Below are 26,053 nucleotides of genomic sequence, written 5' to 3' on the forward strand. Positions count from 1 at the left end.
TCCTTTCATTAAATGGAGTTCTGTATGACCGATTCCGCTGCGCTGGATACTTCCGCTGCGCCTGATCTTGCGGCAAGCACTGTTGATGACCGTGGACTCCGGCTGGATGAGCAGTTGTGCTTTCCGCTGTATGCTGCATCCAATCTGATTGTGAAGGCCTATGGCCCGTTGCTGAAGCCGTTGGGGCTGACGTACCCGCAGTATCTGGTGATGTTGTTGCTGTGGGAGCAAGCGGAATGGACGGTCGGCGCGCTGGGCAAGCGTTTGCACCTGGATTCCGGCACGTTGACGCCGATGCTGAAGCGTATGGAGCAGACCGGGCTGGTTTGCCGTCGGCGTTGTCTGGAGGATGAACGCCGGGTGCTGGTATCGGTCACAAGTGGCGGTGCGGCGTTAAAGGCGTCCGCTGCTGGTATTCCTGCTGCAATGGCATGCCGTCTGGCAGCCGATAACGAGTGGCTTGCGCGGCTGCGAGCGGATTTGAATTCACTGATTGAACTGATGGATTAGCACGTAACGTGCTGCACACCCACCCGCACTCCTTTGGAGATATGTTATGAGTACGATTTACGAAACCACGGTGAACACCATTGATGGCGAAGCAAAATCCCTGTCCGACTACGCCGGTAAAGCCTTGCTGGTTGTGAATGTGGCGTCCAAGTGTGGTCTGACGCCACAGTACGAACAGTTGGAAGCGCTGTACAAGGAAGCGCAGGCCAGCGGTCTGGAAATTCTTGGTTTTCCATGTAATCAGTTTCTTGGTCAGGAGCCGGGTACGGAAGCGGAGGTGAAGGAATTCTGTTCGCTGACGTATGGTGTGTCGTTCCCGATGTTCAGCAAGGTTGAGGTGAACGGTGAGGGTCGTCATCCGCTGTATCAGCAGTTGATTGCCGCTCAGCCACAGCGTACTACCGAAGAGGGTAGCGGCTTCAAGGACAAGCTGGCGGGTATGAATCTGTTGTCTGACGATGAAACCGCTGTGATGTGGAATTTTGAAAAATTCCTGATCAGCAAAGACGGTGAAGTGATCGGTCGTTTTGCGCCCGACATGACGGTGAATTCGCCGATTCTGAAAGCCGCTGTCGACGCCGCACTGACAGCCTGATCGTCTGGAGCCCGGTATCGCCGGGCTTTTTTTGTTATAGCGCTATTCCTCCTTCCTGAGTCGGGTACTTTCAACCCGAAGGCACCATGGTATGCATGTGGCAGATGAGTAATCTGACATGGATACTCTGAGTTGGTGACCGTATGTCTGCTCCGCTGTTTCTTTTACCGTCGTCAATGGCGGATGTTGCGCTGATGCTTGCTTGGCGCCGCTGGTTGTTGTTCTGTTTATGGTTGGGTTGCTGGCCGTGGCTGCTGATTGGTTGGGCGGCGCTGGAGTCTCCGACGGTTGCCCGTTCTGATCTGGAGCAACAGCAACGCATTCAGGCGTTGGTTTCGCCACTACTGGGCTTGGGAGAGACAGAAGCGGCTTACAAGTTACGGGCGTTGGCGTATGAATCCATCGATATTGAGTTGGTCGTGCGGTGGCAGGCGGGTCATCGGGTGTATCCGGATCTCTCCGGGATGTCGACGTTTCCCGAGTCGACACTGTTGACGGAAGCTTTGCCCGGCATGACGGAGTTGCGGCGTCGCCTGGAGTCTGGCGACACGGGTGTGGTGTCATTAGCTGTGTATCTCAGTACTGGCCAAGCCAGGCTGTATTGTTGGCAACCGCCTGTTACGGCGCTGGCAGAGACCTTGTGTGTGGCGGCTGCGGTTCCTGCTGCTGTTTCTTCCGCTGTTGTTTCTGCTACTTCTTCTATGGCAGCAATGCCTGATCGTCAGCTGTTTGCCAGTCAGCTGCACGGTGGAATAGCTGGTAGCCAAGATGATGAGAGGCTGGGGCGACAACAGGTATCACAATCCTGGACTCTGCTCTGGGGTAAAGACGATCTGCTGTTTCTGGGGTTGGTGATCAGTACACTTGCGGGCATGGTGTTGTGGGGTTGGCGCTGGTTAACGGCAGCCCGGACACGCCGTGTGCTTGCGGTCGAGCTCCGCGAGCAACTGCGGGAGTTGATCCATGATCTGCGTTTGCCATTGGCAAATGTGCTGTTGTACAGCGGTCTGATGTCCCGTCAGCCCGACGCTGCAAGACGTTATTGTCCGGTGTTGGAGGAAGAAGGGCAGCGGTTGCAGTCGCTGGTGTCTGAGCTGGCTGCTTTGCTGTTTCCGCTGCAACCCCGGCGGTGGAGCAACAGGCAGGTTTCGCGACTCGCGCATTGTCCCCAGGATCAGATTCGCCGTCTGGCGCGTGCTACGGCTGCCCGGCTAGAGCAGTCACAGTGTCAGTTGACGCTCGATCTGGGTGGCACAACGTTGTTGTCTTATTCCCCTGAAGCATTGAATCGTATTCTGCATAACTTGCTCGATAACTGTGCACGCCATGCACCGGGTAGCCGGGTGACTCTGGCCTGCAGGGAAGAGGGCAGTGGGGCGGCAGCGGCTACTCTGGTGATTGAGTTGTGTTGCAGGTATCCGGCGGGCACTCGGCGACGTTCTGGCTGGTGGCGGTGGCATGAGTGGGCGGGCACGGGCCTGGGATCTTGCCGCCGTCTGGTGCGAGAGCAAGGCTGGTGCTGGCGGAGCCAATTGACCGCAGAGGGCTATCGGGCGGTGCTACAGATGCCGTTATCTGACGCGGTGCCGGTTTTTGAGTCGGGTGTGTTGCGTGTATAGCTTGTTACTGGTGGAAGATGATCGGCATCTGCGTCTGGGGCTGGTCGAGTTGCTGACGGCAGCGGGTTATAGCTGTCATGCTTGTGCTTCGGTAGAAGAGGCGGAACAGCTGCTTGCGAGGGGAGCAGTGGCCGGGAATCTCAGCGCCTTGGTGCCGGACTTGTGTATTCTGGATCGTCATTTGCCCGGTGTCTCCGGCGATGAATTGTGCCGCCGCTTACGCCAACATCACCCGCTGCTTCCGGTGCTGATGCTTTCGGCCAGGGGTCAGGTGGCTGACCGGGTGAGTGGATTACGCGCCGGTGCAGATGATTATCTCAGCAAACCCTTTGTGATCGATGAGCTGCTTGCCCGTCTTGCTGGTATGACGCGTCGATTGTCATGGATGCGGTCGCCAGAGCGCTCAGTCAGTGGCTTTTTTATCGGTGACCGCTATATCAATTGTCAGGCCTTGAGTCTCGGCTTTGCCGATGGTCGACAGATGACGCTGCACCTGAGGGAATTCCGTTTGCTCGAACTGCTTTATCAGCGTCGGGGTGAGGTCGTCAGCCGTGATGAACTCTATGATCGTGGCTGGGGACGAGAGCATTTACCGAACTCTCGCGCACTCGATCAGTACATGGTAGGCCTGCGTGCCAGGCTGGAGGATACCGCCAAACATCGCAAACTGATCCAGACGGTTCGCGGTGTCGGTTATTGCTATCAGCCCGATTTGGCCGACCCTTGATTACTCTGTTCTCCAGCGGTTATTTCTGACCGCAATCTGACATTGGCGTTGGCCTTCCCCGTTAGGCTCGCTGTGACCATAACAATAAATGCAAACGGGGGTTTTTATGTCAGATCAACCGCAATCATCGGCGGACAGCTGTGGTTGTCAGCCGCTGACGGATTCAGACGTGAATGTCGGGCGTCGTCATTTGATGACATCCATGGTGGCAGCGCCGTTACTGGCGGGGCCATGCGCTGCTGCAATGGCGTTGGGTTCCGGCCAGCCAGAGCGCACGTTTGAGGTGGCGAGCGTGCGGGAGCAGTTTCGGGCGCTGGCTCGCCTCAGTGCCGCGCCTATCGATCGTATTGAATCTTTTACCTTGCGGCCGGATAACCTGCCCTGGACGCTCGCGCTTGGTCAGTTGCAAGAGGGGCAACAGGTATCGTTTTTTCTGGGCGGACGGTGGTGGTTTGCGAAAGATGCCGGGCGGTGGCTGGAGCCGGGGTTTGTGTTTTGTACCCGCGTGCGGGGTGTGGATGGCACCACGCCTTTTCATAACCTGATGCAGAACACCGGCACGATGACGGCCACTCAGTCCGGCACGCTGGAAATTGCCCGTTCAGTCGGGGAGTTTGCGTCGCCTGCGGGGGATTTATGGGTTCCTCCGGAGCATTATCTGGCGGGTGAGGGGCAGGTTGATGGCATTGCCATTGTCTGGAACGACGCCGCAATCTCTGGTTTGCTTAAATTATCTGCGGCTGGGGATGTACAGGGTTTTCTCAAGGCGGAGCTGAATCGCTTGCGGCTGCTGGAACGAATGCCAGTGGGCTGGAGTAACTTTTTTCAGTTTGGAGATGGCAGTATCTACCAGGACTCCGCTGCCGGGGATATCGACTGTTACACCCATAAAAACGTTGGCATTTTGCAATACCCGTTAGCGCACCAGAAACTGCTCGCGGGGTTAACACTGGATTGGTCATGGGTGGTGGATCAGCTGCCGTCCGACTTGCCGGAAGATCAGCTGCTAAATCACGATTATCTGTCCATTGCTGTGGCGTTTGATGACGGCCAGGACATTACTTATATGTGGAGTTCGCAGCTTCCGGTGGGCAAGGTTTTTCGTTGTCCGATTCCGGGCTGGGATCGTGTGGAAACCCATGTCGTGCAGCGCTCCGGGGTGGCGCAATTGGGGCAAGAGGTGATGGACAGTGCCGACATCCACGCTGATTATCAGCGTATTATTGGTGGCCCGGCAAAGAAGGTTGTACAGGTTTGGCTGATTGCCAATTCCCTGTTTATGCGTGGCCATGGCCGCTGCGCGTATCGGCAAATCCGTATCGGTCAGCCAGGCTACCAACAGCAGATACTGTAGGGGTCATCGATTGAATCCTGCAGCGCGAGCGCTCGGGATTCCTGCTTCGCTCTACCCCCTGTATCCATGCCGTTGTACGCGAGTGTTACTGAATGTCGGGGCAAGGCGGCGAACGCTGCGAAATGACGACATCATCCGCAGCGTTCAGCCTCTGCACCATTACGGCTCATCTTATCGGCTCTGGTTCACATTTCTCCCTATAAACGGGCGCTCCATGCATAGATAGCGCCTTGTTTTATCGCAGTGACGCGTTTTTTTGATCTGGAGCAGTTATTGCATCGAGGCTCAAGCTAACTTGCTTTCGAATATGCCAGATCTGAGTCGTTACGCCCTTGACCTGCTAAAAGCCCACTATCTGGTGATTCTTTTACTGTCAACGTGCTAGCGAAGCACTAACGATAATATGGAACCCAGGAGAATAAGATGAGTGGAAACCAGGCGCGCCTGATGGCGATCAGCGACATTGTCAATCGCCAGCCTATGTCCGTGGAAATGCCCAAGCCGTTAAGCCGCATCTGGGCGACCGATGTGTTCAATATGGCGACGATGGAAGAAGTGCTTTCCAAAAATGCTTTCAAGGCGATGAAAAAAACCGTACAAACCGGTGCGGCGCTTGCCCCTGCTACGGCCGATGTGGTCGCTGCAGCGATGAAAGACTGGGCTCTCAGTAAAGGGGTGAAGTTTTTCTCCCATATCTTCTACCCGATGACCAACGCCACAGCTGAGAAGCACGATGGTTTTATTATTACCAATTCCGACGGCGGTGCGATTACCGAGTTTACCGGTAGCCTGCTGATCAAGGGTGAGCCAGACGGCTCCTCATTCCCTAACGGCAGCCTGCGGATGACCAACGCGGCCCGTGGTTACACTGCCTGGGATCCAACCAGCCCGGCCTACATCATGCACACGGATAACGGCGCGACGCTGATGATTCCTAGTGTGTTTATGTCGTGGACCGGTGAAGCACTGGACAAGAAAATTCCATTGTTGCGTTCTAACGCGGCGATGAACAAGGCCGGACAAAAAGTTCTGGCATTGATGGGCGAAGCCGAGATCGCCACTCTGAACTCCAGCTGCGGCGCTGAGCAGGAATACTTCCTGGTTGATGCAGCTCTGGCCTCTGCCCGCCCGGATTTGATGCTGGCTGGTCGTACCCTGTTTGGTGCGCCGTCGGCCAAGGGTCAGGAATTCGACGACCATTATTTTGGCGCTATTCCTGAGCGTGTTCAGGTATTTATGCAAGATTTCGAGGACAAGCTGTATCGCCTCGGTATCCCAGCCAAGACCCACCATAATGAAGTGGCACCGGGACAGTTTGAAATTGCCCCTTACTTTGAAGCCGCCAACGTGGCATCGGATCACCAGCAGCTGCTGATGACGCTGATGAAACTGACCGCCAGACAGCATGGTTTTATGTGTCTGTTACATGAAAAGCCATTCGCAGGGGTCAACGGTTCCGGCAAGCACGTGAACTGGTCAGTCGGTAACGCCACACAAGGTAACCTGCTGGATCCGGGTGATACGCCGGACAAAAACCTCAACTTCCTGCTGTTTTGTGGTGCCGTGATTCGTGGTGTTCACGTTTATGGGCCACTGTTACGCGCTGCGATTGCCTCGGCTGCCAACGACCACCGTCTGGGTGCGAACGAAGCGCCTCCTGCGATCCTGTCTGTGTACCTGGGTGATCAGCTGGAAAAGCTGTTTATGGATATCAAGGACGGGGCGATCAGTGAGACGGTTAACGGCGGCCTGATGGATCTGGGTCTTGACCAGATTCTCAAGTTTGAACGTGATCCGGGCGACCGTAACCGTACTTCGCCGTTTGCGTTTACCGGTAACCGTTTTGAATTCCGCGCCGTTGGTTCTTCGCAGTCGGTCTCCGGGCCGCTGGTGGCGATGAACACTATGCTGGCAGATTCTCTGACCTGGATTGCGACCAAGCTGGAAGCGGCACTGGAAACCACCAGTGACAAGACCGAAGCTGTGGTTATTGTGCTGAAAGAACTGATGGCACTGCACAGTAATGTAATCTTTGGTGGTGACGGTTACTCCAGTGAGTGGCACACCATGGCCGTTGAAGAACGCGGTCTGAAAAACATTCCGACCACCGCCGATGCCTTGCCAGCCTTTCTGGATCAGACGGTGATTGATCTGTTTGATTCTACCGGTGTACTAACGCCGGTAGAGCTGAAAAGCCGCTATGAGGTGTATGCCGAGCAGTATGTGCTGTCTATTGAAGTGGAATCCAAGCTGGTGGTGAACATGGCTAAAACCATGATTTTCCCGGCTGCAGTGAGCTACTTGTCAGACTTGACCGATGCCATTGGTGGTGCGGCTGAGCTGTCGATTACGCTGGATTCTTCGGTTGCAACCGCCGTCGGTGAGAATATCAATGGCATGATGGCAGCTGTGGCCAAGCTGGAAACGGCAATGGCAACGCATGACTTTGCTTCAACCGAAGAGCATATGAAGTTTTGTGCCGATACTGTCTGTGGCTTGATGCTGGAAGTCCGTGGCTTTGCCGATACGCTGGAAACTCTGGTGGCTGATGATGTTTGGCCATTACCGAAATACAGCGAAATGTTGTTTATGCGTTAACGCCCGCCTGTGCGTTAAAGGCTGAACGGAAAGCCCTCAGTGAGCAATCACTGAGGGCTTTTTTTGTTTCCGCGTTTCCGCTTTCACGCTCGCAGTTGTGTCACCAGGTCAACCAGACAAAACGGCAGGGGTGAGTTTTGCCCAGGCTAGGAGCCTGTCGGACTTAGGTGTTCGCCGCGAGGGAAAGCCGGGTTTGAGCGATTTTTGCGCAAATTTGAGGCGAATAGTGGTTCTATTTAACCAGAATTTGCTCAAAAAAGAGCCAGATTCAGCTTTTCCACAGTAGAGCAGCCCGACAGACTCCTAAATTTCGGTGCCCACGGCTTTATTCAGCAATTGGATCAGCGTGCGTGCTTCGGCATGACTCAGTCGGGCCAGGTAGTCGCTGTTACAGGCAATGGCTTGTTGCAGTGCCGAGTGTCTGAGGTCTTTGCCCTGATCGGTGAGATAAATCTGTAAGGCCCGACGGCTGGTCGGGTGAGGATGACGTTCGACCAGCCCCATTTTTTCCAATGTATCGAGTGTTCTGGTAGTGGTGTAGTGGGCGGTCATACAGCGCTCGGCCAATTCCGTCTGGGTCAGACCTTCTTGTTCCCACAGCGCATACAGGGTGGGCCAGACGCCAATGCTCAGCCCGATATTTTTTAGTCGCTGATCCAAATCCTCGGCCAGTTGTTTACCTGATACCGCGATCAGCCAGCCCAGGCTGTTATGTCTGGGCAGGATCAACTCTTCTGCGTAACTCGTCATACCAACACTCTCATCGAAATGGCCAGATAGCCAACGGACACAATAACACTGAGCAATAATAACCCGGCAGCGAGGCGGTTACCTTGCCGATGTGGCGACTGCCCGCCGATGTTTTGGATACCGGTGAGCATTGCCCGGATCAGGCGCTCTCTCTTTAACTCGTGCAGCAGTAACAGCCAGGCCAGGAGCCTGTCGGACTTAGGCGTTCGTTGCGCGGGAATGACGGGTTTGAGCGATTGTTGCGCAGAGTTGAGGCGAATGGGTAACTCCCGGATTTTCATGGTTTCAGGCTTTTATTGGGGTGATTTTTAGGGTGTCGACTATTTTTTCATAATACTTGCTATTGCAATAGTTGCATTTGCAAAATAGCATAACGACTGTCATCAGGAAACCACAGGATTAACCCATGAAAAAATGGATCGCCTTATTATTGTTGGCTGCATCTGCCGGTACTTATGCCGAGCACCCGGCGGTTGAGCAGCGTCAGCAACTGTTCGAGCAGATTGACGAGCAGTCTGATTATCTGGAGACCTTGCTGGACGACAAGGAGTGGCAACAGGCGGAGGCAACGGCGTTGCAACTGCAGCAGAAGGTGCAGCGTCTGGTGACGCTGTTTCCGCCGGAGTCGGCGGGGCAGGGCAGAAGCCGACAGCGGGTGTGGCGTCACTGGGAGGAATTCCAGCATCAGCTGGAGCAATGGCAAGCCGACTATCGCGCCGTAGCCGCTGCGGCGGTCGGGGCCATGCGGGATGAGGCAGCACTCGATCGGGCCACCTCTGCCTGCCGCTCCTGTCATCGAAAATATCGTTCATTCTGGTGAGGCAAATAGCATGATTCAACGAGCACACAAACTCTTTTCGCTGTTGGCGATGAGTCTGATCGTCGGCTTTTTCTGCAGCACGCTGGTGGTCGAGCTGATGGGGGATCCGGGTCTGATTTATCAGGTTAAAAACGCTATTTTTTACGCTATCTGGCTGCTGGTGGTTGCCATGGCGGCAACCGGAATAACGGGGGTCAGAATGGCGGGTAAACGTCGCGGGGGACTGATTGGTAACAAGAAAAAACGTATGCCGCTGGTGGCGCTCAATGGTCTATTGATCCTGATTCCGTCAGCGATCTACCTGCGCTCACTGGCCGCCGCCGGTGATATTGGCACGGCTTTTTATCTGATCCAGACGCTGGAGCTGTTGGCGGGGGCGGTCAATATCAGTTTGATGGCGTTGAACATCCGGGATGGATTGAAAATCGCAGCGGCCAGTCAACAGGCGGTCGCTGCTGGAACGTCGTCGCATACCGGGCAACCCGGCTGACTCCGTGTGTCAGTCCTGATTTTTGGATGTGGCGAGGTTGTTGTTTACCTTTGATAACAGGCCCAGCAGGGTTTGGCATTCTGCAAGTGTCAGCCCGCTGATGGCTTGTTCTGCCACCTCGTTATTGACCTGTTTGAAACTGGCGTACAGCTGTTGTCCGGCGGTTGTCAGAATCAGCCGCGAGATGCGTTTGTCTTGCTCATCTGCAATCGCGTGCACCAGCCCCTGTTTTTTCAGATTACCGATCACTCGGGCAATTTGGCCCTTGTCTCGCCCTGAGCGTTCGACCAGATCTTTCTGGGTGGCTCCTTGATGGCTGGTCTGGCTGGCGATATAACGCAGCGCCTTGAATTCCATACCGGCAATGGCAGCCCCCTGGTCGCGACTGGCCTGGTGATGGCGGGCACGAATCTGGTGATTCAGTGCAGCAATGGCCTCAAAAATATCATCGGAAATCTGTTTGTTCATTGGTTGACTTTATCAACTTATTGGAAGATTATGATTTGGATGACATTATCAACTAATACAGGAGAACACAAGATGAACAGATTTGAATCTCGCTTGGCGCAGAGAGCCAGCAAAGCCGAGCGATTATCTGGCCGCGAGCCTGAACGTCGTTCCGGGCAGAGTCGGATACAGCGTGTACGGCATGAGATCCGCCAGCGTTATCCTCTGGTGGAAGCGGTGACCAGGGTGTCCCCCGGATTTGTATCGGTCACGTTACGTGGTGACGATTTGAAGGACTTTCCGTCACTGTCGTTCGACGACCATATCAAGGTCTTTATACCGGGTGCCGATGGGCAAGAAGAACGTCGTGATTACACACCACGCCAGTTTGATGCCAGCAGCGGCACATTGGTGCTGGAATTTGCTCTGCATGACGGCGGTGTTGCCTGCGACTGGGCGAACAATTTGAAGGTGGGTGAGCGCGTGCATTTGGGTGGCCCCAAGGGTTCGATGGTGATTCCTCTGGATTACGACTGGCACTGGCTGGTGGGTGATCCGACGTCGCTACCCGCCATTCATCGCCGGGTAGAAGAGTTACCCGCAGGTGCCAACGCTACCGTGATTGTGCAGTGCGAGCATGTGCACGATCAACGCGTTTTTGAGTCAGCGGCTGAGCTGGAGGTGGTGTGGGTGGCGGGTTATAACGAGCTGCTGCAAGCGGTGACTGAACGACCGTTACCGGCTGGCGACGGATTTGTCTGGGCCGCAGGGGAAGGCAAGGCGATGGCGGCGCTGCGTGCATTGGTGGTCAACGACAAACAACAGCCCTCCGACAGCACCCGGATCTCGGCGTATTGGAAAGCCGGTGTGCAAGGCTTCAGCGAAAAAGGCTGAGGCTGTCAGGCGGTCGCAACCGTTCGTCCTCTCGCCGTTCTCCATGCCACTGCTCGCCGTTCTCCATGCCACTGATAGTGGCCGGTTCAGCGCCTGGCAAGCGGCAGGGTGGCTTCTGCCTTGACGCATTCCAGCAGCATGTAGGAGTGTATGCCAGCAATAAAGCTCACTTGAAACGTCTCGTTGATCAGTCGGTTAAAGATACCCATGCTGGTGCAACAGACGTGCAGCAGAAAATCGTATTCGCCGGTGATGGAGTAACATTCCAGAATCACATCGGTTTGCCGGATCAGGGTCAGCACCTTGTTGCGGGAATCTGCCTCCGACTTGCGGTATTGCAGCATCACCATCGCTTGCACATCAAATCCCGCCTTCTGTTTGTCCAGCTCGACGGTATAACGCCGAATCAGGCCGCACTCTTCCAGTCGCCGGATACGCCGGAAACATTGCGACGCCGACAGGTTCACCTGTTCTGCCAGTTGCATGCGCGGGATCTGGCTGTCTTGCTGTAAAAGCGTCAGGATGCGAATGTCCTGCGGTTCCAGTGTGATCTGCTGCATGATCTGAATCTGTTTTAGCTACCGAATGACTGATTTATTGCATCTGATGACTATTTGCAAGTGGATCTTGCAAAGACACGGTCGTGTTATCTGGTACAGGATAAGCCGTTACCCATCTCTGTCGGATACCCCATGACCAGCCTCGATCTCGACTATGTGCGCCAGCAATTTCCGGCTTTTGCCGAACCCTCATTACAAGGTACGGCATTTTTTGAAAATGCCGGTGGCTCTTACTTGTGCCAGCCGGTGCTGCAGCGGCTGGACGAATATGTTCATCAGCTCAAGCTTCAACCCTATTACCCCAACCCGGTATCGGCCAAAGCCGGGGCCTGGATGGACGCCAGCTATGAGGCGCTGGGGCAATGGATGAATACGCCGGGTGATACGGTCTACTTTGGCCCGTCGACCTCTCAGAATACCTGGGTGCTGGCACACGCGGTAATGGAGTGGCTGCGGCCAGGCGACGAGATCATCGTCACCAATCAGGATCACGAAGCCAATACCGGGGTCTGGCGCAAGCTGGCACAGTATGGACTGGTGATCAGGGAATGGCGGATGGATGCGCAGGGGGTGTTGCAGCTGGCCGATCTTCAGGCGTTACTGGGGGATAACACCCGCTTGCTGGCGTTTCCTCATTGCTCCAACATTCTCGGGGATATTAATCCGGTTGCCGAGATCTGTGCGCTGGCAAGCCAATACGGGGTTCGTACGGTGGTGGATGGCGTGTCGTTTGCCGGGCACGGCTTGCCGGATATTCAGGCGCTGGGCTGTGATATCTACCTGTATTCACTCTACAAAGTGTATGGGCCACATCAGGGAGTCATGGTAGTACAACCGCAGATGGCGGCGTTGTTGGGTAATCAGGGCCATTTTTTTAACAGCGAGGTGCGCGCCAAACGCCTGACCCCCGCCGGGCCGGATCATGCTCAGGTTGCTGCCGCCAGCGGTGTCAGTGATTATTTTGAGGGCCTGTACCAACATCATTTTGCCGCTGCTGACGCGCTATTACAGCAACAGCAACCATCACCACGACAGAAAGCCGAGGCAGTGCGTCACCTGCTGCATCAGAGTGAACTGCGGCATATTCAGTCTCTACTCGACTATTTTCGCCAGCATCCGGCGATTACCCTGGTTGGCCCGGATCGACTGGAAAATCGCGCGCCGACCCTGTCGATTCAGGTCGCCGGACATCAGCCGCTCGAATTGGCGCAACAGCTGGGGCAACAAGGCATTCTTTGCGGTGCCGGGCATTTCTACTCCTGGCGGTTGCTGGAGGCGTTGGGCATTGATCCTCAAGCTGGCGTGTTGCGCTTTTCCATGGTGCACTACACCTCGGCCAACGACGTGGTACAGCTGCTGCAAGCTCTGGATGGATTGATTGGATCGGATTGATCAGGGGCGGTGGTGCTGTTTACCCGTCTCGTGGTCAGGCGGCATAAAACCAATATTGTTGTATAGCAAAACAATTGTGGTTCTTCGCTTGTCGAATGTGTAGAGTATCTGGTGTGGGCGCTGCCCGAGGTTATCGGCGAACAGAGACACGTCTTTGCCGTCCTGCAACTGGTGCACAACAACCCGGTGCACAATAACCCGGTGCACAACAACCTGATATATAACAACCTGATATATAACAACCTGATATATAACAACCTGATATATAACAACAATATCACCCGCTATTTGATCACAGGGGATACACCATGATTAACATCGACGACATCATTGCCATCGACTTCCATACCCACGCAGAAGAACCCTGCACCTGTGACCGGGATGACGGTTACTACCAGTTTCAGGAAGACTTCGCCAAGTATTTCAAGAACCCGGCTGGCCACAATATGATGCCAACCGTTCAGGACACCGCCAGCTACTACCGTGAGAAAAAAATCGCAGCGGTGATTTTTCCGGTGGATGCGGAACGTGAAACCGGCTTCAAGCGTTATGAAAACGAGGAAGTGGCGGCTATCTGTGCTGAAAACAGCGATATTCTGATTCCGTTTGCCTCTATCGATCCGGCCAAGGGCCGTATGGGTGCCCGTGAAGCCCGTCGGTTGGTACGTGAGTTTGGGGTGAAAGGCTTTAAATTCCATCCAACGATGCAGGGTTTTTACCCTAACGATCGTTCGGCTTATGTGTTGTACGAAGCCATTGCCGAAGAAGGTGCCATCGCCCTGTTCCACACCGGCCAGACCGGCGTGGGTGCTGGGGCTCATGGTGGTATGAACATGCGCTTGAAGTATTCCAACCCCATGTATCTGGATGATGTGGCGGCCGATTTCCCGGATATGCCGATTGTTGCCGCTCACCCGGCGTTCCCCTGGATCGAAGAGCAGCTGTCCGTCGCGACCCATAAACCGAATGTGTATATCGACATGTCGGGCTGGTCGCCGAAGTACTTTCAGCCGATCTTTATCCAGTACGCCAACAGTATTCTGAAGCACAAAATGTTGTTTGGCTCAGACTGGCCGGTGATTACCCCGGATCGCTGGATCAGTGACTTCGAGAAGATCAAGATCAAGGACGAAGTACGGCCTCTGATTCTGAAAGAAAATGCCGCCAAGCTGCTGGGTTATATGAAATAGCCAGGCTTGATGGATAGCTAAGTTGATTGATGGATGACCCCCGGATAAATACCGGGGGTCATCGTAATAGGCCATTGGCCCCTAAAGATCAGTACTCAATCCAGGTCGTTTTTAACTCGCTGTAATCATTCAGCGCATGCAGAGACTTGTCCCGGCCATTACCGGATTCACCGAAGCCACCAAACGGCACGGTGATATCGCCGCCAAAATAATTGTTTACTCCCATGGTGCCAGTACGCACGCCGTTGGCGACGCTCAGCGCCGTGCTGATGTTCTGGCTCCAGACCGCACCGGCCAGCCCATAACGGGAGTCGTTGGCAATGCGGATCGCGTCGGCGGCATCCTTGAAAGGAATGGCCGATACCACCGGGCCAAAGATTTCTTCCTGCGCGATGGTCATGTTGTTATCAACATCGGCAAACAGTGTGGCCTGATGGAAACAGCCGTTGGCGCCGGAGTCTGCCACTGGCTTGCCACCCAGTACCAGCCTGGCCCCTTCCTGCTGGCCAATCTGAATGTATTTCTGAATGGTATTGATCTGGTTCTGGTCGATCACGGCTCCCATGCGGGTATCCGGGTCGAGCGGGTTGCCCGGTGTCCAGCTCTGGCTGTTTTCGATCACCCGTTCGATCACCTCATCGTAAACAGACTGCTGAACCAGCAGGCGAGTACCGGCGGTACAGGTTTGGCCACAGTTGTAGAATCCGGCCACTGCTGCCCATAACGCGGCTTTATCGAGATCGGCATCAGCAAACACAATATTGGCACTTTTGCCGCCCAGCTCCAGAAAAGTGCGTTTGAGGTTACTTTGGCCAGCGTACTGCATCAGTAACTTGCCGACCGCAGTGCTGCCGGTAAAGGTCTGGCCATCGATATCCGGGTGCAGGGACAGGTGTTGACCCAGATTGATACCATCGCCGGGTAGTACGTTTAGCACGCCGTCGGGCAAGCCTGCCTCGGTGGCCAGTGCCGCCAGCTTCAGTGCTGTCAGCGGGGTTTTGGGGTCGGGTTTGAGGATCACCGAGTTACCTGCCGCCAATGCCGGTGCCAGTTTCCAGGCGGTGGTCGAGAGCGGAAAATTCCACGGCACAATCGCCAGCACGACCCCCAGCGGCAGGCGCTGGATCAGCGCCAGCGTACCGGCAGCCGTCGGCGCGATTTCGCCGTAGATCTTGTCGATGGCTTCCGCCGTCCAGCGGATGGTATTCACTGCGCTGGGGGCGTCGATATTCAGGGTGTCGCTGATGGGTTTGCCGACGTCGAGGGTTTCCAGCAGGGCGATCTCGTGCTGGTGCTGTTCGATCAAATCGGCCCAACGCAGCAGAATCCGTTTGCGATCCTTGGGGGCCATCGCCGACCAGACACCGCTATTAAAAGTATGGCGTGCGACCCGGACGGCGGCGTCGGCATCTTCCGGTGCGTTGTCGGGCAGCTCCGCCAGTACCGCCCCGGTTGCCGGGTTGAAACAGGTTTGGGTTGCACCACTGAGTGCGGCCACCGGCTTGCCATTCACCCAGGAGTGAGCAGGAATGGTGATTTGGCTGGCTTTTTCGGTCCAGGCGGCGCAACTGTTCAGGCTGGTCTGATTCTCGCTCATCGAAGTCTCCGGGGCATCGTTATTACGGGGATTGTGCGCCACGCATGGCGCCAGCGGTATATATCCTGATGGGTAGTTTTAGGGGCTGTTCCGGGAAATCGTTCCTCTGACTACCAAGCCCTTGTCCGCGTTGGCGGATCAAGCCGTTCTGCGTCGATCCAAACGGCCATAGAGCACTTGGCGCGTTTCAGTAGGGAGCATCCGGTTTGCCATGGCGATGCAAGGCCCGCACGGTTTGAATAAAAAGCGAGCGGGCGCGGTTGGGCTGGGTACTGCGTTTGCTGATGACGGCGACGCCGAGGGAATAGTGCCGGGTTTGTGGGCAGAGGGCACGTAGCTGGCCTGTCTTGGCATAGGGCTGGGCGATGTTCTCTGGCAGGAATGAGCCGTAAATACCGGACAATATCAGCGCTACCCGGGTTTCGTAATGATAGGAAATAGCCGCCAGGTTCATGTCGGATATTTGCTGGTAAACCTCTTCATGAGGTTGCAGGCCTGCATGTACCAGTGGGATGGCGTTGATTTGTGCTTCGCTGATGCGGCTGTCCTCTTCAGCAAACAGTGGGTGGCTGGCACCGCAATAGAGGTAGCAGCGATCGCTGAACAGATGAATATAGTCCAGTCCTTCCAAGTGTCTGTGATACGGGATAAAGGCCAGATCCAGTTCGTCGTTCAGTACCTTGCGTTCCATCTCGACCATATGGGCCACATCGACGGTGACTTCCACATCCGGTGCCTGGCGGGCGTAGTGATTAATAATGGTGGCAAAATCGCAGCGCGGGTCGTTGGCGAAGGAATCGCTGAGGGCGACCCGTAATTTCCCCGATGGCGTTGAACTGAGGTTGTTGATGGTATTACGGAACCCTTCCAGCGCTTCGAGCAACTGCCGGGTTTGTTGGTAGACGACTTCCCCTTCACGGGTCAGGGCAAAACCACCGCGGCCTCGGCGACACAAGGTCAGGTTCAGCCGCGATTCCAGATTGGCAATATGAATACTGATGGTTGGACGGCTGATATTCAGCAGCGCCTCGGCGGCACTGAAGCCACCACATTCGGTGACGGCCTTGAACACCTTGAGTTGTTTGATCTCGTAATCCCCCAGCTGTCCCAGGGAGTGTTTGATCGTCATGGTACTAAAACACCTCTATAGCGTGATAGCGTGCGTATTCAACAACGCTGTGCCAGATAGGTCATGGCGCTGGAACCAGAGTCACGCCAGGGTTTTCCTGTAGCGTCTTGCAGTCTGTGCGTTCGATGATTTTGACCAGCGCAGACTGGATGGTCGCATTTTCGCGGGCATCATCGGTGCTTTTGAAACGCTCTTCCAGTGCGTCTGCACCTTCTTCCAGCGTCAAGGTGACCGACACTTCGTCAGCCTGGTCGGTGGTGCTGCCAAAATAGGTTATGGCAATCAGTGGATAACCCTGAAACCCTCGTTTGACTTTTTTGGCGATGCGTTTTTTCGCTTTATCGAGCTGCATAAGGGGTTCTCAAGGTGGCTGGAGCGGATCGGTGGATGTGTTGGTATAAGCCGAGTATGCATCGATTCACCACGAAAATACCCCCGACGATTCTGCTGCCAGCAATCAGGCTGATTTAAAAGATGTTGTTGGTTTGAGGAATCATCTTAATACAAGCGATGGCCAATGCCGTTGTAGATCATAGCGGCCAACTGTCGTGCAAGGTCGGCCGGTTGCTGGGTGATCTTGCCGGAGATAACGCCGGAGATAATCCCGATGGTGGCGGAGCCGTAAAAGGTCGAGATCAACAGGATGTCGTCTTCTGTCGGCGGTTCGTTAAAGCTGCGACTGGCCCGGCGGCGAAAGAAGTCGGTATTTTGATTGGTGACCCGCTGTAAGGCCTGCTCTCCGGCGCGACCGGAAAGTGCCAGCTGTAGCAAGGTATCGTCGGGGCTGAGGGTGTTCAGCAGATGCTCGATAAAGGCGACCAGCCGATCGGGTTCCGGAGTTTGCTGATCTTCCAGAAACGCCTGAAACAGCGTTTCCCGGCGCGCCAGCCAATGTTCAACGTGCTCGATAATAATGTCCTGGCGGCTTTGATAATTGGAATAAAAGGTCGGGCGGGTAACACCGGCCTTATCCGTAATCTGTTCAATACTGATCTGTTCCAGCGACTGATCACGGAGCAGCTCGGCCAGTGCATGCCTCAACTTTTCACGACTTTTTTCTCTGCGAACATCCATCAGCACCCTCCTGCAACAACGAGTAAAGCGATAGCGGAGAGTACCTTATCCTTGCTTCACTGGTAACTGGGCGGTTTCCTTGACCTCTTCCATGACGATATAGCTTTTGGAGTTTTTCACTCCTGGCAAGGTCAAGAGCATATCGCCAAGCAGTGCGCGGTATTCCGACATGTCGTTGATGCGGGCCTTGATCAGGTAGTCGGCATCGCCGGAGACGAGATGGCATTCCAACAGGTAGGGCAGGGTGCCGACGGCCTTATTAAACTTCTGGAAGGCATCCGGCGATTGGTAAGATAACGAAATTTCGACAAAGACCAGCATGCCATAGCCCAGCAACGCCGGATTCAGCCGGGCGTAATAGCCTTCGATATAGCCGTCTTTTTCCAGCCGTTTGACCCGTTCGATACACGGGGTGGAGCTGAGGCCAACTCGTTCGGCGAGGTCGACGTAGCTGATGCGGCCATCTTGTTGCAGTTCTTGCAGAATTCGGCGGTCGAGTCTGTCCAGTGGTCTTCTTTTATTGTCGCTGGTTGTTGCCATGAGGTTGATCTCCCTGGAATTGGACTGTCATAAATGGCATTGATTTGGCTGTATCTTCTGTAATTTCTTTAATGTGTAGTGAAATATTCTGTATTTAAGCGAACTTCAAAGGCTTTTTCTATAGGGTTTTGGCTAGAATTTCACTATTAAACATGGCAGCGTTTTCCGCTAATAGGTTGAAATATCAGCCTGGAACTGCTCGTCGGACTTTGTGGCGTTGTGAGGGTGGTCGTTATGAAAATTCTGGTGTTGGGTGCCGGTGTGTTGGGTGTCTCGTCTGCCTGGTATCTGGCCAGGTCTGGTCATGACGTCACCGTGGTTGAGCGTCGGGCTGGCGTGGCAGATGAAACCAGTTACGGTAATGCTGGCATGTTGTCTTACGGTTATACCAATCCGTGGGCGGCACCGGGTATTCCGTTCAAGGCGATCAAATGGATGCTGCAGGATTTGGCACCAATTATGGTCAGTCCGTCGGCGTTGAATGTGAATACCTCGGCCTGGATGCTGAAAATGCTGGGCCAGTGTACCGAGGATGCCTATCGGCTCAACAAGAACCGCATGCTGCGGATTTCCGAGTACAGCCGTATCTGTTTTGAGCAACTGCAGCAAGATTGCCCGATTCATTACGATCAGCGTCATCAGGGCACGATTGAGCTGTTCCGTAATCAGGAAAAAATGGATTCCATCGGGGCGGATCTCGAATCGCTGCGTGAGTGTGGTGTTGAGCATCGGGTGATCGATCACGCGACCTGTATCCAGCATGAGCCAGCGTTGGCAAATGTGGCGGAAAAGTTTGTCGGCGGCTTGATGTTCCCCAACGATGGCACTGGTGATTGCCGCAAGTTTACCCAGGGGCTGGCGGATGCCTGCCGTACGCTGGGGGTGACTTTTATGATGGACACCGAGGTCAAGGGGCTGGAAGCATCCGGCGGTGAAGTGCGTGGCGTGGTGACTTCTAACGGTCGTCTGACGGCTGACAAGTATGTGGTGGCCATGGGCAGTTACTCACCGATGCTGGTGAATCCGCTGGGCATCAAGTTGCCGATCTATCCGATCAAGGGTTATTCACTGACGTTGCCGCTGCTGGATGAAAGCAAGGCACCGCAGTCCACGGTGATGGATGAAGAATTCAAGGTGGCGGTAACGCGTTTTGATGAACGCATTCGTGTTGGTGGTACGGCTGAGATTGCCTCGTTTGACCTGAGTCTGAAAGAGAGCCGTCGCAAGGCTGCGGATTTCGTCGTCAGTGACTTGTTTCCGGGTGCCGGTGATCTGGAGCAGGCGGAGTTCTGGTGTGGCTTGCGGCCAATGACACCAGACAGCGTGCCGGTGATTGGCAAAACACCCTTCAACAACCTGTATCTGAATACGGGCCACGGCACGTTGGGGTGGACCATGTCGCAAGGTTCGGCGCGTTTATTGGCGGATATTATGAATGAACGTGATACCGAAATCAGTGCAGAAGGATTGTCGGTACATCGGTATCTTTAGGGGGCATCTATTTAATCCGGCAGCCCCCGCAGGACGCGGGTTGCCGCCGTCCAGTGCGGTGTTATTGGACTTGAAAAAGATGCGTCATTCTCGGCGTCCAACGCCTTGCCTGACGGGATTTATCCTCCTGACAGGCCGTGGCAAATAATTGAGAACGCCCCCTGGTTCCGGATACTCCCGAACACGACGAGACTTTTTTTCTCGCGATCGTTTGGGATGCCCCCCGGCGGCAGTACTATTTACTTACCCGCGCGTCCGGCGACCTGCCTGGATGTGATTCAATGAATAATGAGGTTTTTATGAGCAACAAACAGATTATTTCGACCAGCAAGGCCCCGGCCGCTATTGGCACCTATTCGCAGGCGGTTCAGGTGGGTAACACCCTATATATGTCAGGTCAGATTCCGCTGAACCCGGAAACCATGGAAATGGTTACCGAGTCGTTTGAAGCCCAGGCTGTACAGGTGTTCGAGAACCTGAAAGCCGTGGCTGAAGCGGCGGGCGGTTCGTTGAATGATGCCGCCAAGCTGACTATTTTGCTGTCGGATATGAGCTTTTTCCCGCAAGTGAACGAAGTGATGGCCCGCTATTTTGACGAGCCGTACCCGGCCCGCGCTGCGTATGCGGTCAAGGCGCTGCCAAAAGCAGCTGATATTGAAGTTGAGGCGATTCTGGCGCTGTAAGCGCCAGATCGACGCTGTGGAGTGGTAAGCATGTCTCGTCCTGCGCAGGCCCGGATTCATCTGGATCATATTGTTGCCAATTATCAGTTGGCGTGTTCGTTACATCCTGCTGGTCAGGCACTGGCGGTGGTCAAGGCGGATGCCTACGGCCATGGGGTTGTCCGGGTGGCTCAGGCGCTGGCACCTTATGCGCCTGCGTTTGCGGTCGCGTGTATTGAAGAAGCGCTGGAGTTGCGCGCGGCCGGGTTGACTCAGCCGGTGTTGTTGCTGGAAGGTTTTTTCAGTAATGACGAATTGCCGGTGATTGCTGAGCAGAATTTCTGGACGGCGATTCATCGACCCGATCAGATCAGCGCAGTGGCGGAGACTTGCTTTTCCAGGCCTCTGAATATCTGGCTGAAAGTGGATACCGGTATGCACCGCCTGGGCTTTGCGCTGGAGGAGGTGGCTGGTGCTTGTCAGCAATTGCTGGCGTTGCCACAGGTGGGGCGTGTCACGCTGATGACGCACTTCGCCAATGCTGATTGTTTGGTGGCTCCGGGGGTGGATGTCAGCACCCAGCTGGCTGGTCTTGCGGCGGCTAGGCAGGGACTGGATCTGGATATCAGTGTGGCTAATTCGGCCGCTCTGATGGCGCATCCCGCCGCCCGTCAACAGTGGCAGCGGCCTGGCATTATGTTGTACGGCTCATCGCCGCTGGCATTCCCTGACGAGGTCGCACAACAGCTGCAACCTGCGATGTCGCTGGTATCAGAAGTCATTGCCACTCGCTGGGTTCCGATCGGTGAAAGTGTCGGCTATGGCAGCCGCTTTGTCGCCAATAAACCGACTCTGGTGGGTACCGTTGCCATGGGGTATGCCGATGGTTATCCGCGTCAGGCACGGGAAGGTACGCCGCTGATGGTTAACGGCCAGCGCACCCGGCTACTGGGGCGGGTATCGATGGATATGCTGACCGTTGACCTGACCGAGGTTGCTGCTGCTGCACTGGGTAACCCCGTTGAATTCTGGGGCTTGCAGCTGGATGCCAATGAGGTGGCGGCCTGCTGCGATACCATTTCCTACCATCTGTTTACCGGGATTACCCGGCGTGTTCCTCGTCTTTATCTGACCCGTTAGGGAGTCGATTCAGCCTGGATCGCTATCCTGGCCGTCGGGCTTAGGGCTGCTCTACTGCGGAAAAGCTGAATCTGGCTCTTTTCTGAGCAAATTCTGGTTAAATAGAACCACTATTCGCCCCATGTTGCCCGCAATGACAAACGGCCCGGCGGCTCAGCGATCGATGGTCGAACCAGTCATAAAGCGGGATATGCCGCCAGTCAGATTGTGCGTAAACGCGTCGAAGAACCCTTCGGCTGGGGCAAGACCGTCGGCCAGCTACGGCAGTTAAAAGTGAAAGGACTGGCGAAGGTCAACAGCGTTCTTGAGATGACCATGATGGCCTACAACCTGGTGCGAATGGCAAAGCTACAGGGTCAATCCGTCTGAAGACCGGAAACAGGGTGGAGAATCCTGCTTCCAGCGGAAAAACCACTCAGAAAACAACCAGATAAGCGTGAATTATCGGGTTGAAAAGCTTCTGTCGGCGAAGCGAATAAGAATTTCAACAGCCTGCTATCACGTAATGCCAGATCAACAAGGGTAGATGGGTAGGAGGGAGGGGCTGCCTCCCAGAGGCAATTCCAGATACGTGTTATAGAGAAACGCCAACGCATTCAAGGCCAGCTTCTGAGTATTGACCGAGACATGACGATCATTCGCCAGAAACCCCAGAAACTGCACCACCTCAGCAGCCCCCATCTCTTTGGGATGTCTCCGCTTTTGGTAACGATAAAGAACCGAATCCAGTAAACATAGGTTTTCTCGGTTCGCAGGCTGTAGCCGCGGGTGCGCATAAAGCGGCGAATGTCATTGAGAAAGGGGCTGGAAGTCATTGATCACTCCTTGATCTGATGTGTGTGCATATCCAGTATAATTGAAAGTTTGCCCAAATCAATGCGCGCTTTTTCAGAAGCCTTGCGCACTTTCCCGGACGTTGTTATCGTTAAGGCATTGATACACGGAAATTTGTTGCGCAGGTTTACAGATTAATGCGCAAGGCACAAAAGAGTTAATGCGCATGCTCGCTTTCACAGAATGGACAGATCTGGAAATGGATTTTACTTCCTATTATTCAAGTAGTTAGGTGATTTTCCAGAAACCGACTTGCCCAGAAACCGCGCATGCGCACTAATAAACTGTTAGCTTTACATTGGATAGTTGAGTGGTCTTATATAAATACGTAAGTTTTAAAACGGCATTAGATATTATTGAAAATAATTCAATTGCCTTTTCGTGTGTCGAAGATTTGAACGATCCTTTTGAATGTACTGCGCTAGGTTTCTCCGACGGAAAAATGTCAGCAAGTATGGTTACAGATGCGTACCGAAATCGCTTCTCTCGAAACTACGCTTTACTTTCATTAACTAGAGAACCATTAAATCCATTAATGTGGGCGCACTATGGTGATTCACACCAAGGTGTTGCTATCGGTATTGATGTCGAAAAAGCAGGACTTACTTGCACCCAAAGCTCGATCATTCCTGCTCAATACGGAGAAGTTATTTATACTGCCAGTAAACCTAAATCTTCGAATTTTGAGCATTCTACAGAAGAACTAATGAATATAGGTAAAGATGCAACTGGCTTTAATTCCGACTTTTACAACATAACTAAACGTGCATTTTTATATAAATCTTCTGAGTGGAGCTACGAGGAAGAAGTCAGGGTTGTAAAACGTTTAGTGGACTCTCCATATGGTTATCACTCTGAAGGTGGAGCGTTTTCAAATGTTTCAGGTGACTGGATTCAAAAAAATCCTAAGAGTTTAGGTCGTCCTATTTACTGCCTACAGTTACCAAAAGATTCAATTGTAAATGTATACTTGGGGAGGTATGTTTATAAAAACATCTCTCACACAAAAACAACGACTGAAAGTGAGTTCACTAATTTTAAAGAGCTTTGCCGCGGTCGCGGTATAGCACTTAATCGTTGTGAGCCGGACGTTCATTCATGGAAATTAAATGAAGCTAAAGTGTAAGGTAAAGCTAACAAGTGGGTCAAATTCGTTCCGCTGCGCTCCACCGGACTTGCTACGCTGCGCTTCGCAAGCCGTTTACCCAAGCGTTATATTTTACTATTTCCGTAATCACAAAAGGTAATTAAATTGATCTTCCCAATGTTTGCTATGGTTTTGCTTGTCTTCTTTATAGGCATTGTAGCAATTAAGGCACGTATATCTGCGGTCAAATCTAAAGAAATTAGTCCCAAATATTTCCGGCTAATGCAAGGCTACGAAGCACCAGAAGCTATAACGAGAAGCACTCGTTGTTTTAATAATCAATTTGAAATCCCTTTATTGTTCTATGTTGCTTGCACGCTCTATCTTGCTCTCAACATTGAAAGCAAATTGGGTTTAATTACCGCTTGGTTATTTGTAGGTTTTCGGTATATTCACGCCTACATTCATTTAACTTACAACCACATACTACACCGCATGTATACTTTTTGGTTTGCATTTATAAGCGTCATGGTTTTATGGGTAAATCTAGTAATACATCAAATATAACAAATCGCACCAGGCTCAGCCGCTTCGTGGCTTGGACCTCCGTTGCGGCGCTTGAAAAACAGCGCCTTCACTCCGACCCCTGTGCTTGGCGTTATACAAAATTCGAGTGGCTTTTCTATGTCGGACGAACAATGAAAATCAATAAGAAAATGGATGCTCATGGCAACAGATATAAGTGAAAGTGAATTACAGACTATTGTCGCTTCGAATATTGATTTTTTAGAATCCGGCCTAGAGCTTTTGTCTAAAGAAAAATACATTCCGAATACGCTGGGAACAAGGAGTTTTATTGATCTTTATGCTAAAGATAAAAAGAATCATCATGTCCTCGTTGAATTGAAGCGGAGTGACTCCGCCTCTCGCGAAGCCCTGCATGAGGTTTACAAGTATGTAGAAGGAGTTAAGTCCCACTTTGGATGTAAGGATGGAGAAATAAGAGTAATTGTTGCGTCCACAGAATGGAAAGAATTAATTGTTCCATTCTCCCGGTTTGTAGCGGACTCACCAATATCTGTAACTGGAATCAATATAAAGCTATCTGATGGCAATTCTGGGTTTTCCGCAGAAGAGGTTGCATTAGTCTATAAGTCTAAAGGGAGAGTTATTGCCCCATGGCATGATTTGAACTGCTACTATGATGAAGCCAGCCTTAATCGGGGAATGTCAGAATACAAGAAATATTCTTTAGAGAAAGGTATTGAGGATTATTTTTTGGTGATTTTGGATGCTCCTGAGGGTTTTCAGGAAAAAGCTGTCTCAGCTATGCGTCAATCACTAACTCAAATTCCTGGAAATACTCCGGAGAAAATTGAACATTTGATTTCGCTGTCCTCTCCACCAAAGCACATCCTCTACCATGCCATGCAGCTTCTAACTGCTAACGAGTACCTATCTCTTTTGGAGGGTTGTGTCTCAGAAGAAGAGCTAAAGGATATTCAGGACTCAATGTCTGATATGGAAGATGAGGAGGCACTGTGCTTCCTTCATGAAAGCCTTAACTCCGCTGAACCGCGTCCACATTATGATTATTATGAGATTGGTTACCCTGCAAAGTTTAAGTCTAAGCTTCTTGATGACGAAGGGTGGAGTGTCCGAGAGATTCTCAGATTTGGTGCATTCAGTAGGAATGAGCTACTGAATGATACTGATATTATCAGCGAGCTTAAGGGAGGGGATGGTAGCTCAGGACAATCATTTAAGAGGCAAATTGCAGTTTCCAACAAGTCTCACATAAGCTCAACGAAAAAAGATATAGAGGAGTGTCTGTCTCAGAATCCTGTATGGAGGGCCCATATCTTAAGGCATCTAAGGGAAATTGAAGAAAATTACAGAAACGCGGAAGCTGAGATATCGATTTACAACCCGTGCACGGGCGTTCTGACACCATATTTTTGCTTGACTCAAGAAGAAGGGCTTTTATACATTCCTCAATATTCAATAGTGGTTACGGAAGAAGGAAGCCCGAAGACTGTGTATTTTGGAGAGCTAACTGGTACGGGTAAACCTAATAGTCTTAGAAAAATACTAGACAAGTACTATGGCGGTGAGATAACAATGCTTCTCATGAGTATGTCGTGGGGAGGGAGAGCACCGGATGATGCCGACATAATAGAAGATCTGGGCTTATCTTATTCGTCGTTTCGATGCGACCTTTCAGGTAATGAAAAAAACTTTTTCACGTTAAAAAATGAACGCTGGAGGCCAATTGAAGAGCACACTCCATTTGAAAGCATTTCTAAGTATTTTGCCAAGAATGAAAAAGTTTTGAAAAAGATAGTAGGAAGAATACAAAGTAAACGCTCAAACAACCCCATCTACCGATTTAAATAACGGCCGCTTTCATATTCTCAGGCAGCAGTTTTTCGATGTCTTCCACGGTTTCGCATAACGGCAACTGGGCAAACACTCTCCGTAAATACGCGTAAGGCTCCAGGTCGTTCGCTTTGGCGGTTTCTATCAGGCTGTACATCATGGCGCTGGCTTTTG

At 52.9% G+C, this 26,053-nt stretch carries 27 protein-coding genes and 2 pseudogenes; 18 read left to right on the forward strand and 11 right to left on the reverse strand.

The genetic code is table 11. The features are described from left to right. Positions 1–24: 24 nt before the first annotated feature. From WG929_RS17340 to WG929_RS17365, 6 genes are all read left to right on the forward strand, one after another. On the forward strand, positions 25–510 hold the full coding sequence (locus tag WG929_RS17340) for a MarR family winged helix-turn-helix transcriptional regulator (RefSeq protein WP_416207102.1): 486 nt from the start codon (positions 25–27) through the stop codon (positions 508–510). A 46-nt stretch (positions 511–556) separates the two neighbouring features. Beyond that, on the forward strand, positions 557–1,105 hold the full coding sequence (locus WG929_RS17345; protein WP_416207103.1) for a glutathione peroxidase: 549 nt from the start codon (positions 557–559) through the stop codon (positions 1,103–1,105). A gap of 143 nt (positions 1,106–1,248) precedes the next feature. Beyond that, positions 1,249–2,724, forward strand: coding sequence for a sensor histidine kinase (locus WG929_RS17350; protein WP_416207104.1), 1,476 nt, complete (start codon positions 1,249–1,251; stop codon positions 2,722–2,724). After that, positions 2,717–3,451: a response regulator transcription factor gene (locus WG929_RS17355; RefSeq protein WP_416207105.1), complete on the forward strand. Its 735-nt coding sequence runs from the start codon at positions 2,717–2,719 to the stop codon at positions 3,449–3,451. Before WG929_RS17350 ends, WG929_RS17355 begins: the two co-directional genes overlap by 8 nt. Positions 3,452–3,557: 106 nt before the next feature. Then, the gene (locus WG929_RS17360; protein WP_416207106.1) at positions 3,558–4,805 is read left to right on the forward strand and encodes a DUF3047 domain-containing protein; all 1,248 of its coding nucleotides are present in this window, start codon (positions 3,558–3,560) and stop codon (positions 4,803–4,805) included. Between the two features lie 423 nt (positions 4,806–5,228). Continuing rightward, a complete protein-coding gene (locus WG929_RS17365; protein WP_416207107.1) occupies positions 5,229–7,403 on the forward strand; it encodes a glutamine synthetase III family protein in 2,175 nt (724 codons plus the stop codon). A 303-nt stretch (positions 7,404–7,706) separates the two neighbouring features. Here WG929_RS17365 and WG929_RS17370 read toward each other — a convergent pair whose 3' ends face one another. Together WG929_RS17370 and WG929_RS17375 are read right to left on the reverse strand one after the other, a co-directional pair. Beyond that, positions 7,707–8,153 carry a MarR family winged helix-turn-helix transcriptional regulator gene (locus WG929_RS17370; RefSeq protein ID WP_416207108.1) on the reverse strand — a complete coding sequence of 149 codons (447 nt, stop codon included), beginning with the start codon at positions 8,151–8,153 and terminating at the stop codon, positions 7,707–7,709. Beyond that, positions 8,150–8,434 carry a hypothetical protein gene (locus WG929_RS17375; protein WP_416207109.1) on the reverse strand — a complete coding sequence of 95 codons (285 nt, stop codon included), beginning with the start codon at positions 8,432–8,434 and terminating at the stop codon, positions 8,150–8,152. Before WG929_RS17375 ends, WG929_RS17370 begins: the two co-directional genes overlap by 4 nt. Positions 8,435–8,559: 125 nt before the next feature. Between WG929_RS17375 and WG929_RS17380 the strand changes: the two genes are divergently transcribed. Further along, the gene (locus WG929_RS17380; RefSeq protein ID WP_416207110.1) at positions 8,560–8,973 is read left to right on the forward strand and encodes a cytochrome c; all 414 of its coding nucleotides are present in this window, start codon (positions 8,560–8,562) and stop codon (positions 8,971–8,973) included. Positions 8,974–8,983: 10 nt separating this feature from the next. After that, positions 8,984–9,463 (forward strand): hypothetical protein, encoded by a 480-nt coding sequence (locus WG929_RS17385; protein ID WP_416207111.1) that lies wholly within the window; start codon positions 8,984–8,986, stop codon positions 9,461–9,463. A gap of 9 nt (positions 9,464–9,472) precedes the next feature. On the opposite strand, the gene WG929_RS17390 is transcribed toward WG929_RS17385, so the two are convergent. Next, on the reverse strand, positions 9,473–9,931 hold the full coding sequence (locus WG929_RS17390; protein ID WP_416207112.1) for a MarR family winged helix-turn-helix transcriptional regulator: 459 nt from the start codon (positions 9,929–9,931) through the stop codon (positions 9,473–9,475). A 72-nt stretch (positions 9,932–10,003) separates the two neighbouring features. On the opposite strand from WG929_RS17390, the gene WG929_RS17395 reads away from it, so the two are divergent. Then, complete coding sequence (locus WG929_RS17395; protein ID WP_416207113.1) at positions 10,004–10,804, forward strand: siderophore-interacting protein; 801 nt, start codon at positions 10,004–10,006, stop codon at positions 10,802–10,804. An 86-nt stretch (positions 10,805–10,890) separates the two neighbouring features. Here WG929_RS17395 and WG929_RS17400 read toward each other — a convergent pair whose 3' ends face one another. Beyond that, positions 10,891–11,364 (reverse strand): Lrp/AsnC family transcriptional regulator, encoded by a 474-nt coding sequence (locus WG929_RS17400; protein WP_416207114.1) that lies wholly within the window; start codon positions 11,362–11,364, stop codon positions 10,891–10,893. 132 nt (positions 11,365–11,496) lie between these two features. On the opposite strand from WG929_RS17400, the gene WG929_RS17405 reads away from it, so the two are divergent. Beyond that, positions 11,497–12,756, forward strand: coding sequence for an aminotransferase class V-fold PLP-dependent enzyme (locus WG929_RS17405; RefSeq protein ID WP_416207115.1), 1,260 nt, complete (start codon positions 11,497–11,499; stop codon positions 12,754–12,756). A 308-nt stretch (positions 12,757–13,064) separates the two neighbouring features. Next, on the forward strand, positions 13,065–13,946 hold the full coding sequence (locus tag WG929_RS17410; RefSeq protein WP_416207116.1) for an amidohydrolase family protein: 882 nt from the start codon (positions 13,065–13,067) through the stop codon (positions 13,944–13,946). Between the two features lie 88 nt (positions 13,947–14,034). Here the strand turns inward: WG929_RS17410 and WG929_RS17415 are convergent, their stop codons facing one another. From WG929_RS17415 to WG929_RS17435, 5 genes are all read right to left on the reverse strand, one after another. Continuing rightward, the gene (locus WG929_RS17415) at positions 14,035–15,543 is read right to left on the reverse strand and encodes an aldehyde dehydrogenase (RefSeq protein WP_416207117.1); all 1,509 of its coding nucleotides are present in this window, start codon (positions 15,541–15,543) and stop codon (positions 14,035–14,037) included. A 187-nt stretch (positions 15,544–15,730) separates the two neighbouring features. Continuing rightward, positions 15,731–16,672, reverse strand: a complete 942-nt coding sequence (locus WG929_RS17420; protein WP_416207118.1) for a LysR family transcriptional regulator — start codon at positions 16,670–16,672, stop codon at positions 15,731–15,733. 61 nt (positions 16,673–16,733) lie between these two features. Further along, positions 16,734–17,024: a hypothetical protein gene (locus tag WG929_RS17425; RefSeq protein ID WP_416207119.1), complete on the reverse strand. Its 291-nt coding sequence runs from the start codon at positions 17,022–17,024 to the stop codon at positions 16,734–16,736. 146 nt (positions 17,025–17,170) lie between these two features. Then, positions 17,171–17,746, reverse strand: coding sequence for a TetR/AcrR family transcriptional regulator (locus tag WG929_RS17430; RefSeq protein ID WP_416207120.1), 576 nt, complete (start codon positions 17,744–17,746; stop codon positions 17,171–17,173). A 45-nt stretch (positions 17,747–17,791) separates the two neighbouring features. Beyond that, on the reverse strand, positions 17,792–18,286 hold the full coding sequence (locus WG929_RS17435) for an Lrp/AsnC ligand binding domain-containing protein (RefSeq protein WP_369855675.1): 495 nt from the start codon (positions 18,284–18,286) through the stop codon (positions 17,792–17,794). A 234-nt stretch (positions 18,287–18,520) separates the two neighbouring features. Between WG929_RS17435 and WG929_RS17440 the strand changes: the two genes are divergently transcribed. The 4 genes and pseudogenes from WG929_RS17440 to WG929_RS17455 form a co-directional block, all read left to right on the forward strand. Further along, positions 18,521–19,777, forward strand: coding sequence for a D-amino acid dehydrogenase (locus tag WG929_RS17440; RefSeq protein ID WP_369855674.1), 1,257 nt, complete (start codon positions 18,521–18,523; stop codon positions 19,775–19,777). A 299-nt stretch (positions 19,778–20,076) separates the two neighbouring features. Further along, entirely contained in the window at positions 20,077–20,460 is a 384-nt protein-coding gene (locus WG929_RS17445) for a RidA family protein (protein WP_369855673.1), read from the forward strand. A gap of 30 nt (positions 20,461–20,490) precedes the next feature. After that, a complete protein-coding gene (alr, locus tag WG929_RS17450; RefSeq protein ID WP_369855672.1) occupies positions 20,491–21,579 on the forward strand; it encodes an alanine racemase in 1,089 nt (362 codons plus the stop codon). 114 nt (positions 21,580–21,693) lie between these two features. Then, positions 21,694–21,948: pseudogene (locus WG929_RS17455) on the forward strand (transposase); the annotation flags it as partial. 144 nt (positions 21,949–22,092) lie between these two features. Here the strand turns inward: WG929_RS17455 and WG929_RS17460 are convergent. Beyond that, a pseudogene (locus tag WG929_RS17460) lies at positions 22,093–22,394 on the reverse strand (phage integrase N-terminal SAM-like domain-containing protein). Between the two features lie 329 nt (positions 22,395–22,723). On the opposite strand from WG929_RS17460, the gene WG929_RS17465 reads away from it, so the two are divergent. The 3 genes from WG929_RS17465 to WG929_RS17475 all read left to right on the forward strand — a co-directional run bounded on the left by WG929_RS17465 (position 22,724) and on the right by WG929_RS17475 (position 25,897). After that, positions 22,724–23,539 (forward strand): DUF2971 domain-containing protein, encoded by an 816-nt coding sequence (locus tag WG929_RS17465; protein WP_416207121.1) that lies wholly within the window; start codon positions 22,724–22,726, stop codon positions 23,537–23,539. Between the two features lie 138 nt (positions 23,540–23,677). Further along, on the forward strand, positions 23,678–24,067 hold the full coding sequence (locus tag WG929_RS17470; RefSeq protein ID WP_416207124.1) for an MAPEG family protein: 390 nt from the start codon (positions 23,678–23,680) through the stop codon (positions 24,065–24,067). 153 nt (positions 24,068–24,220) lie between these two features. Next, positions 24,221–25,897, forward strand: coding sequence for an endonuclease NucS domain-containing protein (locus WG929_RS17475; protein ID WP_416207122.1), 1,677 nt, complete (start codon positions 24,221–24,223; stop codon positions 25,895–25,897). Here WG929_RS17475 and WG929_RS17480 read toward each other — a convergent pair. Further along, positions 25,890–26,053 (reverse strand): transposase domain-containing protein (locus WG929_RS17480; RefSeq protein ID WP_416207125.1); only part of this gene is annotated, 164 nt, incomplete at its 5' end. The genes WG929_RS17475 and WG929_RS17480 overlap by 8 nt on opposite strands.

Source organism: Oceanobacter antarcticus (genome assembly GCF_044962685.1).
GTDB lineage: Bacteria > Pseudomonadota > Gammaproteobacteria > Pseudomonadales > Oceanobacteraceae > Oceanobacter > Oceanobacter antarcticus.